Below are 13,806 nucleotides of genomic sequence, written 5' to 3'. Positions count from 1 at the left end.
GTGACATCATCATCGGCGCGATGACTGAACCCACCTTCACCACCCTGGTCAGCCGGTGGTACGAGCAGAACGCCCGCGACCTGCCCTGGCGGGTGCCCGGCATCGGGGCCTGGCCGATCCTGGTCAGCGAGGTCATGCTCCAGCAGACCCCGGTGGTACGTGTGCTGCCCGCCTGGCACTCCTGGCTGGCCCGCTGGCCCGATCCCGCCGCCCTCGCCGCCGACACCCCGGCCGAGGCGATCCGGATGTGGGGTCGGCTCGGCTACCCCCGCCGCGCGGTACGACTGCACGAGTGCGCGGTGGCGATCGTGGAACGCCACGGCGGGCGGGTGCCCGACCAGCTGGACCAGTTGCTGGCGCTGCCCGGCATCGGGACGTACACCGCGCGGGCGGTCGCCGCGTTCGCCTACGGCCAGCGGCACCCGGTGGTCGACACGAACGTCAGGCGGGTCGTCTCCCGGGCCGTCGCCGGTGCACCGGATGCCGGCCCGGCCACCACCCCGGCCGACCTGGTCGCCTGTGCGGAGCTGCTGCCGGTGGAGCCGGCCGCCGCCGCGCTGGCCAGCGCCGCCTTCATGGAACTCGGGGCGATCGTCTGCACCGCCCGCTCGCCGCGCTGCACGGGTTGCCCGGTCGAGTCGATCTGCGCCTGGCGGGCCTCCGGCCAGGTGGCACCCGCCGGTCCGACCCGCAAGATCCAGCGGTACGCCGGCACCGACCGTCAGGTACGCGGGCTGCTGCTCGGGGTGCTCCGGGACGCCATCGGCCCGGTGCCGCACCAGCGGCTCGACCAGGTGTGGCACGACGACGTGCAGCGGGCCAGGGCACTCGCCGCGCTGGTCAAGGACGGCATGGTGGAGCCGGTCGGCGAGGACCACTTCCGGCTCATCGGGGACGGCCCCGCCACCCAGCCGCTTCCCGGCTGACCCGGACCCCGGAACAGCCGGCCTGGCCGCTTCCCGGCTGACCGCGCCCCCGCTCCGGGCAGGCCCCGCACGGCCCGTCACCAGCGACTGCGGCTCCGCGTGCACCGAGGAAGACCGGTGGTAGGCGGAAAGGGCGGCGGCCCGGTGGCTCACGCCACCGGGCCGCCGCCCTCGTGCTCGATGTCCTACCGGCCCGTCGGGGCCTACTCGCCCGTGGTGGCGGCGCCACCCAGGTCGGCCGGGACGGCGTCCGGCACTGCGGCCGGACGGTCGGAGCCGTGGAAGACCAGCTTCGACTTGTCGATGTCCTCCGGGTCGCCCTCGCAGTCCACCACCACGATCTGACCGGGGGTCAGCTCGTTGAACAGGATCCGCTCGGAGAGGTTGTCCTCGATGTCGCGCTGGATCGTCCGACGCAGCGGACGGGCACCCAACACCGGGTCGAAGCCCTTCTTGGACAGGTACTTCTTGGCGTTGTCGGTCAGCTCCAGACCCATGTCCTTGTTGCGGAGCTGGCCCTCGATCCGCTGGATCATGATGTCCACGATCGAGAGGATCTCGTTCTGACGCAGCTGGTGGAAGACGATGGTGTCGTCGATCCGGTTGAGGAACTCGGGCCGGAAGTGCTGCTTCAGCTCGTCGTTGACCTTCTGCTTCATCCGGTCGTAGGTGGACTCGGAGTCCTCCGACTGCTGGAAGCCCAACGACACCGCCTTGGCGACGTCCCGGGTGCCCAGGTTGGTGGTCAGGATGATGACCGTGTTCTTGAAGTCCACGATCCGACCCTGACCGTCGGTCAACCGGCCGTCCTCCAGGATCTGGAGCAGCGTGTTGAACACGTCCGGGTGGGCCTTCTCGATCTCGTCGAAAAGCACCACCGAGAACGGACGACGACGGACCTTCTCGGTCAGCTGGCCACCCTCGTCGTAACCGACGTAACCGGGAGGGGCACCGACCAGGCGAGACACCGTGTAGCGGTCGTGGAACTCGGACATGTCCAGCTGAATCAGCGCGTCCTCGCTGCCGAACAGGAACTCGGCGAGCGCCTTGGACAGCTCGGTCTTACCCACACCGGACGGGCCGGCGAAGATGAACGAGCCGGACGGCCGCTTCGGGTCCTTCAGGCCGGCCCGGGTACGCCGGATCGCCTTCGAGACCGCCTTGACCGCGTCTTCCTGGCCGATGACGCGCTTGTGCAGCTCGTCTTCCATCCGCAGCAGCCGGGAGGTCTCCTCCTCGGTCAGCTTGTAGACGGGGATGCCGGTCCAGTTGCCCAGGACCTCGGCGATCTGCTCGTCGTCGACCTCGCTGACGACGTCCAGGTCACCGGCCTTCCACTCCTTCTCCCGCTGCGCCTTCTGGCCAAGGAGCTGCTTCTCCTTGTCGCGCAGCTGGGCGGCCCGCTCGAAGTCCTGCGCGTCGATCGCGGACTCCTTGTCGCGGCGCACCTGGGCGATCCGCTCGTCGAAGTCACGCAGGTCTGGCGGCGCGGTCATCCGGCGGATACGCATCCGGGCCCCGGCCTCGTCGATCAGGTCGATCGCCTTGTCGGGCAGGAAGCGGTCGGAGATGTACCGGTCGGCAAGCGTCGCGGCGGCCACGAGGGCGGCGTCGGTGATGCTCACCCGGTGGTGCGCCTCGTAGCGGTCGCGCAGGCCCTTGAGGATCTCGATGGTGTGGGCCAGCGACGGCTCACCCACCTGGATCGGCTGGAAACGGCGCTCCAGCGCGGCGTCCTTCTCCAGGTGCTTGCGGTACTCGTCGAGGGTGGTCGCACCGATGGTCTGGAGCTCGCCACGGGCCAGCATCGGCTTGAGGATGCTCGCCGCGTCGATCGCGCCCTCGGCGGCACCCGCACCGACCAGGGTGTGGATCTCGTCGATGAACAGGATGATGTCGCCGCGGGTGCGGATCTCCTTGAGCACCTTCTTGAGGCGCTCCTCGAAGTCACCCCGGTAGCGGGAGCCGGCGACCAGGGCACCGAGGTCGAGGGTGTAGAGCTGCTTGTCCTTGAGCGTCTCGGGCACCTCGCCCTTGATGATCTTCTGGGACAGGCCCTCCACCACGGCGGTCTTGCCGACGCCTGGCTCACCGATCAGGACCGGGTTGTTCTTGGTGCGGCGGGACAGCACCTGCATGACCCGCTCGATCTCCTTCTCGCGCCCGATCACCGGGTCGAGCTTGCCCTCGCGGGCCGCCTGGGTCAGGTTGCGGCCGAACTGGTCCAGCACGAGGCTGGTCGACGGCGCGGCCTCACCCGGCGCGGTGCCGGCGGCGGCCGGCTCCTTGCCCTGGTAGCCGGAGAGGAGCTGGATCACCTGCTGGCGGACCCGGTTGAGGTCGGCGCCCAGCTTCACCAGCACCTGGGCGGCGACGCCCTCGCCCTCGCGGATCAGCCCGAGCAGGATGTGCTCGGTGCCGATGTAGTTGTGGCCGAGCTGTAGCGCCTCGCGCAGGGACAGCTCCAGCACCTTCTTGGCCCGGGGCGTGAACGGGATGTGCCCGCTCGGCGCCTGCTGGCCCTGGCCGATGATCTCCTCGACCTGCTGACGGACGCCCTCCAGGGAGATGCCGAGGCTCTCCAGGGCCTTGGCCGCCACACCCTCACCCTCGTGGATCAGGCCCAGCAGGATGTGCTCCGTACCGATGTAGTTGTGGTTGAGCATCCGGGCCTCTTCTTGGGCCAGGACGACAACCCGTCGCGCTCGGTCGGTGAACCGCTCGAACATGCCCTCGTGCTCCTCACGTGCCGTGCGCCTCGACTGCGAGATCTTGGCGGGGCCGGTGCTCGGACGTCCGGGACGGGCGTCCGTGCCTCCTTACTCTATCGCCGCTGACCGACTCCGCTGAGGTCGTGTCTCCTCGTACCGAGCCGTTCCGACGTCGTTTTGACCAACCATCCGCGCTCAGGAGGTGTTCCGGCACCCCAGGCTGTACGCGCAGAGCGAAATTCGCCCGGGGTGCAAACGCCCTCCCCGGGCCCCGTGGGTCGTCCACAGGCTGTGGACGAAGTCTCCACCGGCTGTGGACAACGCCCCCGGGGCCGGAGAACTTCCCGCCCGGCCCGGCGGTCGCCGCCCGGTCCCGCCGGCCCGTCCGCAGACGGCGACGCCGGCCCGGAGACGTGCTCCGGCCCGGCGTCGGTTCGCCGCTGACGCTCAGCGGGTCGCGTGGTACTCGTCGACGATCTCCTGCGGGATGCGACCCCGGTCGGAGATGTCCTTGCCGTTCTTCTTGGCCCAGGACCGGATCGCCTTGTTCTGTTCGCGGTCGGCGGTCGCCCCGCCCCGGCCCCGGGCAGCCCGGCCACCCACGACCACACCGCCGCGACCGACCCGGGTACCGGCGGCCACGTACGGCGCGAAAACATCCCGCAATTTGTCGGCGTTGGAGTTCGACAGGTCGATCTCGTACTGAACACCGTCGAGGGCGAACTTGACGGTCTCGTCCGCGTCCCCGCCGTCCAGGTCATCGACCAGCTTGTGAATGATCTGCTTGGCCACGTCCCACATTCCTTTCGAGCAGGGTGCTCCTGCAATAGGAGCACGATAACCCGCCCGATGCTTGCCACGTCAATAGGTCGCTGTAACGACCCGGCAAAGGTCCCACCGGGGAGCTACTCGGCGCGGACCAACGGGAAGAGGATGGTTTCCCGAATTCCCAGGCCGGTCAGCGCCATCAAGAGCCGGTCGATTCCCATTCCCATACCCCCGGCGGGCGGCATTCCGTACTCCATGGCCCGGAGAAAGTCCTCGTCCAGCCGCATGGCCTCGTCGTCGCCCCGGGCGGCCAGCTGCGCCTGCGTGACCAGGCGTTCCCGCTGCACCACCGGGTCGACCAGCTCCGAATACGCGGTGCCCAGCTCGAAGCCGAGCACGTAGAGGTCCCACTTCTCGGCCAGGCCCGGCTCGCTGCGGTGGGCCCGGGTCAGCGGGCTGGTCTCCTCGGGGTAGTCCCGCACGAAGGTCGGCGCCTGGAGGCCCGGCACCACCAGTTCCTCGAACAGCTCCTCGGCCAGCTTGCCCGGACCCCACTTCGGGTCGACCGCGAGCCCCACCTTGTCGGCGTACTCCACCAGGCGGGCCCGGTCGGTGCGGACCGTGACCTCCTCGCCGAGCGCCTCGGAAAGCACCCCGAAGAGGGTCACTGAGCGCCACTGCCCGCCCAGGTCGAACTCGCGCCCGTCGGCGTGCGTCACCGTCGTCGAGCCGCTGACCGCCACCGCCGCCTGCTGCACGAGATTACGGGTCAACTCGGCCATCGTGTCGTAGTCGCCGTACGCCTGGTAGGTCTCCAGCATCGCGAACTCCGGCGAGTGCGACGAGTCGACTCCCTCATTGCGGAAGTTGCGGTTGATCTCGAACACCCGGTCGACCCCGCCGACCACGGCGCGCTTGAGAAACAGTTCCGGCGCGATTCGCAGATACAGATCAGTACCGAGTGCATTGCTGTGGGTCACGAATGGGCGGGCCGCCGCGCCGCCGTGCAGCAACTGGAGCATCGGCGTCTCGACCTCGATGAATCCCTGACCGTGCAACGAGTCACGCAGGCTGCGCACCGCCGCGGCCCGGGTCCGGACCATCTGGCGGGCCTGCGGGCGGACGATCAGGTCCACGTAACGCTGCCGGACCCGGGCCTCCTCGCTCAGCGGCTTGTGCGCCACCGGCAGCGGACGCAACGCCTTGGCGGTCACCGCCCACTCGTCGGCGAGCACCGACAGCTCACCGCGCCGGCTGGTGATCACCTCGCCGGTGACCCCGACGTGGTCACCCAGGTCGACCAGGCGCTTCCAGTCCTCCAGCCGCTCCGCGCCGACCCGGTCCAGGGAGAGCATCGCCTGCAACTCGGTGCCGTCACCGTCGCGCAGGGTCGCGAAACAGAGCTTGCCGGTGTTCCGTACGAAGATCACCCGGCCGGTGACCGAGGCCCGGTCCCCGGTCGCGGTGTCGGTGGGCAGCTCGGCGTACCGCTCGCGCACCTCGGCCAGGGTGCTGGTCCGGGGAAAACCGACGGGGTACGGCTCGACGCCCTCGGCGAGCATCCGGTCCCGCTTCTCCCGGCGGACCTTCATCTGCTCGGGAAGGTCGTCGGCGGGGTCCACTGGCACGGCGTTCTGCTCGGTCACGGCACGCTTCCTCGGCTACGGGAGTTTCGGCGGGGTCAGCCCATGAGCGTACTCAAGCCCCCGGGCGGCCGTTACGGGATAACCTGCCCGCCATGGTCGACCACACCCGCGCACGCTCCTTCGGCACGATCGCCGCCGACTACGACCGGTTCCGACCCGGCTATCCGGCCGAGGCGCTGCGCTGGGCGCTGGCCGGCACGGGCGACGACGCGCACGTGGTCGACCTGGGTGCCGGCACCGGCCTGCTCACCCGTGACCTGCGGGCCCTCGGCCACCGGGTCACTCCGGTCGAACCCGACCCGGCGATGCGGGCCCGGCTCGACACGGCCGTCCCGGGGACCACCGCCCTCGCCGGCTGCGCCGAGGCGGTCCCGCTGCCCGACGCGAGTGCGGACGCGGTGCTGGTCGGGCAGGCGTACCACTGGTTCGACCGGGAACGCGCGCACGTCGAGATCGCCCGGGTCCTCCAGCCGGACGGCATCTTCGCCCCGATCTGGAACATCCGGGACGAAACGGTCGGCTGGGTGGCCGAGCTGGGGCGGATCGCCCAGATGGGCGAGAGCATCAGCGACCTGACCGTGAAGGTGACCACCTTCGGTGCGGCCTTCGGCCCGGTCGAGCTGGGCCGGTTCACCCACCGCACGACAGTCACCTCCGACGAGGTCCTCGGGCTGATGCGTACCCGCTCGCACTGGTTGGTCGCCGCCCCGCAGCAGCGGCAACGGATGGACCGGGAAGTGCGCGAGCTGTTCGCCACCCACCCCGACCTGGCCGGCCGGGCGACCGTCGAGCTGTCGTACCAGACGCTGGTCTTCCGGGCCCGGCGGCGCTGAACCGCCACCACCGGCCCGGCCGCCGTGATCAGGTGTTGCGCTCGTAGACCATGCGCAGGCCGATCAGGGTGATCATCGGCTCGTGGTGGGTGATGGTCCGGCACTCGCCGATCACCACCGAGGCCAGCCCACCGGTGGCGATCACCGCCCGGACCTCGCCGAGTTCCTCGGTCATCCGCTCGACGATCCGGTCGACCTGCCCGGCGAAGCCGAAGTAGAGGCCGGACTGGAGGCACTCCACGGTGTTCTTGCCGATCACCGAGCGGGGCTTGTTCGCCTCCACCTTGCGCAGCTGGGCGGCGCGGGCGGCGAGCGCGTCGAAGGAGATCTCGATGCCGGGGGCGAACGCCCCGCCGAGGAACTCCCCCCGGCCGCTGATCACGTCGAAGTTGGTGGTGGTGCCGAAGTCCACCACGATCGAGGGGCCACCGTAGAGGGTGTACGCGGCCAGCGTGTTGACCACCCGGTCCGCGCCGACCTCCTTCGGGTTGTCGATGGCCAGCTGCACGCCGGTGCGTACCCCGGGCTCGACGACCACGCTCGGCAGGTCGGCGTAGTAGCGGGCCAGCATGGTCCGCAGCGAGCGCAGCGCCGCCGGCACCGTCGAGCAGGCGGCCACCCCGGTGATCTCGACGGCGTCACCGGCCAGCAGCCCCCGGAACATCAGCCCCAGCTCGTCCGCCGTCGAACGGGCGTCGGTCTTGATCCGCCACGAGTGCACCAGGCGGTCGCCGTCGAACGTCGCCAGCACGGTGTTGGTGTTTCCGATGTCGATGCAGAGCAGCACGCACGCAGCCTAGACGCCGGCCGGGCCGCCGGACGCGAGGAGTGGGCCGGCGTCCGGCGACCTGTGCCGGTTCACCGCTCGCGCAGGTCCAGGGCGATGTCCAGGATCGGCGACGAGTGCGTCAGCGCGCCCACCGAGAGGTAGTCCACCCCGGTCGCCCCGTACTCGGCTGCCACCTCCAGGGTCAGCCCACCGGTCGCCTCCAGTTCGGCCCGGTCGCCGACCGCCGCGACCACCTCGCGCAGGGTCGCCGGGGACATGTTGTCCAGCAGCAGGAAGTCGGCACCGGCCTCGACCGCCTCCACTGCCTCGGCCGGGGTGTCCACCTCCACCTGCACCGGCACCTCCGGGAAAGTCTGCCGGACCCGCCGGTAGGCCGCCCCGACACCACCGGCGGCCAGCTTGTGGTTGTCCTTGATCATGGCGACGTCGTACAGGCCCATCCGCTTGTTGGTGCCGCCGCCGACGCGGACCGCGTACTTCTCCAGCATCCGCAGGCCGGGTGTGGTCTTGCGGGTGTCCAGCACGGTCGCCTTGGTGCCGGCCAGGGCGTCCGCCCAGGCCCGGGTGTGGGTGGCCACCCCGGACATCCGGGAGAGCAGGTTCAGCGCGGTGCGCTCGGCGGTGAGCAGCAGCCGGGTCGGGCCGGTCACCGTCGCCAGCACGTCACCCCGGGCCACCCGCGCGCCGTCGTGGGCCACCACGACCACCTCGACGGTACGCTCCGCAGCCGTCACCTCCCCGACCAGCTCGAACACCGCGGCGGCCACCGCCAGCCCGGCCACCACCCCGTCCTCCCGGGCCACCAGGTCGGCGGTGTCGGTCTGCCCGGCCGCGATGGTGGCGACGCTGGTGACGTCGCGGAAGTCCGCCCCCAGGTCCTCGGTGAGCGCGTCGACGATCACCCGCCGCACCCGTTCCGGGTCCAGCCCACCGCTCGTCAACGCCTGCCGCGTCGGTTCGCGCAATGTACTTCCTTCCGTTCGCCACTACGGGGCTCGCAAACCCGGCCCGCTCCGGGTGGTCAGGGCACGGCCTCCCAGCGTTCGGTCAACTCGCCCCGGGTGCCGACCGCCGCGACCAGGTGACCGCGCCATCCCTCGTCGGCCGTCGGGAAGTCCTCCCGCCAGTGGCAGCCCCGGGTCTCCTGCCGGGCGTACGCGGCGGCGACCAGGGTCGCCGCTACGGTGACCAGGTTCGTCGCCTCCCAACCGGCGGTGCCCGCCCGGCCGGCGTCCCCGGCCAGCCCGGTCAGGGTGGCGGCGGTCCCGGCGAGGCTGGCCGCCGACCGCAGCACCCCGGCACCCCGGGTCATCGACCGTTGCAGCGCCGGCACGCCATCGGCGGACAGCACCCCGCCCCCGCCGCCCACCCACGCGCCGGTCGACGCCGGCTGCGCCTGCTCGGGCAGCCCGGTGGCGATGTCCTCGGCGATCCGACGGGAGAAGACCAGCCCCTCCAGCAGCGAGTTGCTGGCCAGCCGGTTCGCACCGTGCACACCCGTGCAGGCGACCTCGCCGCAGGCGTACAGGCCGGGGATGGAGGTCCGGCCGCGCAGGTCGGTGCGGACCCCGCCGGAGGCGTAGTGGGCGGCCGGGGCGACCGGGATCAGGTCCGTCGCCGGGTCGACCCCGATGGCCAGGCAGGACGCGACGATGGTCGGGAACCGCCCGGCGAGGAAGTCGCCGCCGAGGTGCCGGGCGTCGAGAAACACGTGATCCGCGCCGGTGGCCAGCAGCACCCGGTGGATGCCCTTGGCCACCACGTCGCGGGGGGCCAGCTCGGCCAGTTCGTGCTGGCCGAGCATGAACCGCTTGCCGTCTGCGTCGACCAGGTGCGCACCCTCGCCCCGCAGCGCCTCGGAGACCAGCGGCTGCTGGGCCAGGCCGGCCCCGGGCACCCGGGCCGGCTCGGGCACGATCAGCGCGGTCGGGTGGAACTGCACGAACTCGACGTCGGTGACGGCCGCGCCGGCCCGCAGCGCCAGCGCCACCCCGTCGCCGGTGGAGACCGCCGGGTTGGTGGTGGCCGAGAAGACCTGCCCCATGCCGCCGGTGGCCAACACCACCGCGCGGGCCAGCAGGGCGCCGACGCCGTCCTCACTGCCCTCGCCGAGCACGTGCAGGGTGATCCCGCAGGCAGGGCCGGGGGAGTCCGGGCCGTCGCCGGGGGCGCGCAGCAGATCCAGCACCAGGGCGTGCTCGACCAGCCTGATCCACGGGTCGCGGCGGACCGCCGCGTGCAGGGCCCGCTGCACCTCCGCCCCGGTCGCGTCACCACCGGCGTGGACGATCCGGTCGGCCCGGTGCCCGCCCTCCCGGGTGAGCATCAGCGAACCGTCCGGGTTGCGGTCGAACTCCGCGCCGATGCGCATCAGCTCCCGCAGCCGCAGCGGCCCCTCCTCCACCAGCACCCGGACCGCCGCCGGGTCGCAGAGTCCGACCCCGGCGATCTCGGTGTCCCGGGCGTGCGCGGCGGGCGAGTCCGCCGGGTCGAGCACGGCGGCGATCCCGCCCTGCGCCCAGCGGGTCGAACCGTCGTCGATGTTGACCTTGGTGACCACGGTGACGTGCAGGCCCGCCTCGCGCAGGTGCAGCGCGGCGGTGAGCCCGGCCACCCCGGAGCCGACCACGATCACGTCGGTGGTCTCCACCCAGCCGGGCGCGGGAGCAGCCAGCAGGCTGGGCAGGGCCGGCAGGTCGACGGTCGGACGAAGTTCCATGACCACAGTCAACCCGAACGATCCTCGCGACGGGGGGCGGGGGGCGGGACGAGTGGTTTCGGCTACCCCGTCCGCTACTTCGTCCGCACCGGCAGGGCGGCCGGACCGCCGCCCTTCAGTGAGGCCGTCACCGTCCGGTCGCTCAACCACAGATAGCAGCGGACCCCCCGGTCACCGACCCGCCACCGGCCAGGACCGGGCGGACGCACCACCACCCCGCTACGGAAGGGCAGGCTGGTGTCGTTCGGCACCCCCACGTACCGGGCCAGCGTGCCGCGGCAGCCGGCGTACATCGGCAGCCAGTCGACGTCCTTGGTCGGATACGGCCGGTCGGGGGCCTTCCACACGCCCACGAACTCCGCCTCGTGCACGGCCGCGCACTCCACCGGGACCAGCACCTGCACCCCGGCACCCCGACCACCGCTCTTGGCCCGCTGGCAGCCCAGCCGCAGCGGGGAGGGGCCCTTCAACGCGTCCCGCAGGCTGCCCGTCCTTGTGACCACGGTGGCCGCCGCCTCGACGGTGTTCAGCTCGCTCAGGTCGCACCGGAACCAGCGGGCCCCGGCCGCCCAACCCGGCGCGGTCGGCACCGCCACCGCCAGCCGCAGCCGGCCGGCCCGCCAGTCGTCGCCCACGTAGCCGGCAGCCCGGGTGTCGCACTCGGCGAACGCGCCCCGCAGCTCCGTCGAGCCGGTGGCCGGCGCGGTGGCCCGCGAACCCGGCAACACGCCCACGTGCACCGTCTCCACCCGGTGCGGTACCGCGCAGTCCACCGGCGCGTACGCCGCCAGGGAGACCGTGTCGGTGAAGTCGGCGACCTGGCACACGCCTGCCGCGGGGGTGAACGGCCCGGCCGGCGGCAGGGCCGCCCAGTCGTCGGTGAGATCGCCGTCAAGGCCGCCCGGGGCGCCGCAGGCCGCCAGGACCGCTCCCGCCGCCACGGCGGCGATCACGAGCGTCACCGCTCGGCGGACCCTCATCGCACGGCGCAACGCGGCCTCCCCCAGCCGACGACCGTCAATCCGACGGTCAGCCCAGGGTAACCAAAAATGACCTTCCGGTAACAGACCGGAATTCCGGTCAGCCCACGACGGCGAGTGGACTCGGCACCGGGTCACCGGCCGTCCCGGGGGCCGCAGCCGCCGGATCGCCGCCCAGCTCAACCACCCTGTTGTCGGCGTCCACGTGGACCACCCGGGGGCGGTACGTCCGGGCCTCCGCGTCGTCCATCTGACCGTAGGAGATCAGGATCACCAGGTCCTGCGGGTGCACCAGGTGCGCCGCCGCGCCGTTGATGCCGATCACGCCGCTGCCCCGCTCACCGGGGATCACGTACGTCTCCAGCCGGGCCCCGTTGGTCACGTCCACGATCGCCACCTGCTCGCCCGGGAGCAGGTCGGCGGCGTCGAGCAGATCCTGGTCCACCGTCACCGAACCGACGTAGTGCAGGTCGGCCTGGGTCACCGTCGCCCGGTGGATCTTCGACTTGAGCATGGTGCGGAGCATCGTGGTGCCTCTCGACAGGTGGGGTGCGTGGTCAGGATCGGGGGGCGAGGTCGATGGCCAGGTTGTCGATCAGCCGGGTGCCGCCCACCCAGGCCGCGATCAGCAGCCGGGCCGGCCCGGTGACCGGCCCCGGCTCCAGATCCGGATCGGTGAGCACCAGGTAGTCCAGCCGCACGCCCGCCGTCCCGCCCAGCGCCCGGTTGGCGGCCGACAGCACCTCACCGGCGTCGGCACCCCGCTCGGCGGCCTCCGCACCGGCGCGCAGCGCGGCGGACAGCCCCAACGCAGCCTGCCGCTCGTCCGCCGACAGGTAGCGGTTGCGGCTGGACAGGGCCAGCCCGTCCGGCTCCCGGACGGTGGGCACGCCGACCACCTCCACCGGCACGTCCAGGTCCCGGGCCATCCGGCGGACCAGGGTCAGCTGCTGGTAGTCCTTCTCCCCGAAGAAGGTGAGATCGGGCCGGGTGAGCTGGAGCAGCTTCAACACCACGGTCAGCACCCCGTGGAAGAAGCCGGGCCGGCTCTGCCCCTCCAGATCCTCACCGAGCTGCCCCGGGTTCACCCGGACCGCGGGCTGCCCGTCCGGGTACATGTCCGCCACGGACGGGGCGAAGACCAGGTCCGCGCCGGCCCGCCGGCACACCTTCAGGTCGGTGTCGAGGGTGCGCGGGTACCTGTCGAAGTCCTCGTTCGGGCCGAACTGCAACGGGTTCACGAAGATCGTCACCAGCACGTGGTCGGCCCGCTCCCGGGCGGCCCGGATCAGCGTCTCGTGCCCCGGGTGCAGCGCACCCATCGTCATCACCACGCCGACCGTGCCGGTCAGCCCGGCCCGCGCCTTCGCCAGCTCCGCCCGGGTGTGCACCAGCTCCGTCATTGCTCAGCCCTCCTTCGCCTGCCGGGCCCACGGCACCCGGTTCACGCCGCCACCTCGCGGTGGACGCCTGCCAGCACGTCGAGCAGGGACTCGGCGTCGACCGGGCGCAGCCGGCCCGCCGCGATCGCCCGGTCCGCGCTCCGTCGGGCCAACGCCAGGTAGGGGGCGACGGATTCCGGCGCGGTCTGCGCCAGCCGGACCAGGTGCCGTCGTACGGTGCCCGCGTCGCCGCGCGACACCGGGCCGGTGAGCGCGTCGTCACCGAGCCGCAGGGCGTTCTCCAACGCCGCCCGCAGCAGCGGGGCCAGCACCTTCTCCGGCTGGGTCACCCCGGCGTCCCGCAGCCGGTCGGCCGCCTCGTTGACCAGGGTCACCAGATGGTTGGCGCCGTGTGCCAGCGCCGCATGGTAGAGCACCCGGTCGGTCTCCCCCACCCACTCCGGCACCCCGCCCAGGTCGGCGACGAGCCGGGCCGCCGCCGCCCGCAGCTCCGCCGGGGCGGTCACCCCGAACGAGATCCCGGCCAGCCGGGACAGGTCGTCAGGCGTACCGGTGAAGGTCATCGCGGGGTGCAGGGCCAGCGGCCGGGCACCCACGGCGGCGGCCGGGGCCAGCACGGCCAGCCCGTGCGCGCCGGAGGTGTGCGCGACCACCTGGCCGGGGTGCAGCGCCCCGGTGTCGGCCAGCCCGGCGACCACACCGGCCAGCGCGTCGTCGGGGACGGCGAGCAACAGCAGGTCGGTGGCCTCCCGGGCGACCGCGGTCGCCGACCTGATCTCGGCGTCCGGCAGGAGCAGCGCGATCCGGGCCCGGGTCGCCCCGGAGACGCCGGAGGCGGCCACCACCCGGTGCCCGGCGGCGACCAGCGCCGCGCCGAGCACGGCCCCCACCCGGCCGGCACCGACCACACCGACGGTGAGCTGCGCGGGAAGGACGAACGGGACGCCGGGTCCGACGGGGCCCTGCGGTACGGCGACGCCGGGGGCAGCCGGACGCGGGCGCAGCGGTGCGCTCATGGCAACGATCCAGT

12 protein-coding genes are annotated in these 13,806 nt (G+C 72.3%); 2 read left to right on the top strand and 10 right to left on the bottom strand.

Features of this window, described 5'->3' with window-relative positions:
* Nucleotides 1-20 precede the first annotated feature (20 nt).
* Nucleotides 21-926: an A/G-specific adenine glycosylase gene (locus ACN267_RS26985; RefSeq protein WP_281902355.1), complete on the top strand. Its 906-nt coding sequence runs from the start codon at nucleotides 21-23 to the stop codon at nucleotides 924-926.
* A gap of 203 nt (nucleotides 927-1,129) precedes the next feature.
* Here the strand turns inward: ACN267_RS26985 and ACN267_RS26980 are convergent, their stop codons facing one another.
* The 3 genes from ACN267_RS26980 to lysS all read right to left on the bottom strand — a co-directional run bounded on the left by ACN267_RS26980 (nucleotide 1,130) and on the right by lysS (nucleotide 6,051).
* Nucleotides 1,130-3,655, bottom strand: a complete 2,526-nt coding sequence (locus ACN267_RS26980; RefSeq protein WP_088647575.1) for an ATP-dependent Clp protease ATP-binding subunit — start codon at nucleotides 3,653-3,655, stop codon at nucleotides 1,130-1,132.
* A gap of 429 nt (nucleotides 3,656-4,084) precedes the next feature.
* Nucleotides 4,085-4,429: a histone-like nucleoid-structuring protein Lsr2 gene (locus tag ACN267_RS26975; protein ID WP_168222573.1), complete on the bottom strand. Its 345-nt coding sequence runs from the start codon at nucleotides 4,427-4,429 to the stop codon at nucleotides 4,085-4,087.
* Between the two features lie 113 nt (nucleotides 4,430-4,542).
* Complete coding sequence (lysS, locus tag ACN267_RS26970) at nucleotides 4,543-6,051, bottom strand: lysine--tRNA ligase (RefSeq protein WP_204957473.1); 1,509 nt, start codon at nucleotides 6,049-6,051, stop codon at nucleotides 4,543-4,545.
* Between the two features lie 92 nt (nucleotides 6,052-6,143).
* Between lysS and ACN267_RS26965 the strand changes: the two genes are divergently transcribed.
* Complete coding sequence (locus ACN267_RS26965; RefSeq protein WP_421489944.1) at nucleotides 6,144-6,884, top strand: class I SAM-dependent methyltransferase; 741 nt, start codon at nucleotides 6,144-6,146, stop codon at nucleotides 6,882-6,884.
* A 28-nt stretch (nucleotides 6,885-6,912) separates the two neighbouring features.
* Here the strand turns inward: ACN267_RS26965 and ACN267_RS26960 are convergent, their stop codons facing one another.
* From ACN267_RS26960 to ACN267_RS26930, 7 genes are all read right to left on the bottom strand, one after another.
* Nucleotides 6,913-7,671 carry a type III pantothenate kinase gene (locus ACN267_RS26960; RefSeq protein WP_088647577.1) on the bottom strand — a complete coding sequence of 253 codons (759 nt, stop codon included), beginning with the start codon at nucleotides 7,669-7,671 and terminating at the stop codon, nucleotides 6,913-6,915.
* Between the two features lie 71 nt (nucleotides 7,672-7,742).
* Nucleotides 7,743-8,639, bottom strand: a complete 897-nt coding sequence (nadC, locus tag ACN267_RS26955) for a carboxylating nicotinate-nucleotide diphosphorylase (RefSeq protein WP_204957471.1) — start codon at nucleotides 8,637-8,639, stop codon at nucleotides 7,743-7,745.
* 56 nt (nucleotides 8,640-8,695) lie between these two features.
* Nucleotides 8,696-10,393 (bottom strand): L-aspartate oxidase, encoded by a 1,698-nt coding sequence (locus ACN267_RS26950; RefSeq protein WP_204957470.1) that lies wholly within the window; start codon nucleotides 10,391-10,393, stop codon nucleotides 8,696-8,698.
* Nucleotides 10,394-10,467: 74 nt separating this feature from the next.
* Entirely contained in the window at nucleotides 10,468-11,373 is a 906-nt protein-coding gene (locus ACN267_RS26945) for a septum formation family protein (protein ID WP_204957469.1), read from the bottom strand.
* A 100-nt stretch (nucleotides 11,374-11,473) separates the two neighbouring features.
* Nucleotides 11,474-11,899 (bottom strand): aspartate 1-decarboxylase, encoded by a 426-nt coding sequence (gene panD, locus ACN267_RS26940; RefSeq protein ID WP_204957468.1) that lies wholly within the window; start codon nucleotides 11,897-11,899, stop codon nucleotides 11,474-11,476.
* 31 nt (nucleotides 11,900-11,930) lie between these two features.
* Nucleotides 11,931-12,776, bottom strand: coding sequence for a pantoate--beta-alanine ligase (gene panC, locus ACN267_RS26935; RefSeq protein WP_421489943.1), 846 nt, complete (start codon nucleotides 12,774-12,776; stop codon nucleotides 11,931-11,933).
* A gap of 41 nt (nucleotides 12,777-12,817) precedes the next feature.
* A complete protein-coding gene (locus ACN267_RS26930; protein ID WP_421489942.1) occupies nucleotides 12,818-13,792 on the bottom strand; it encodes a Rossmann-like and DUF2520 domain-containing protein in 975 nt (324 codons plus the stop codon).
* Nucleotides 13,793-13,806 lie beyond the last annotated feature (14 nt).

Origin of the sequence: Micromonospora sp. WMMD734 (assembly GCF_049178975.1) — a bacterium.
GTDB lineage: Bacteria > Actinomycetota > Actinomycetes > Mycobacteriales > Micromonosporaceae > Micromonospora > Micromonospora wenchangensis.
This window is presented reverse-complemented; position numbering and strand designations above follow the sequence as displayed.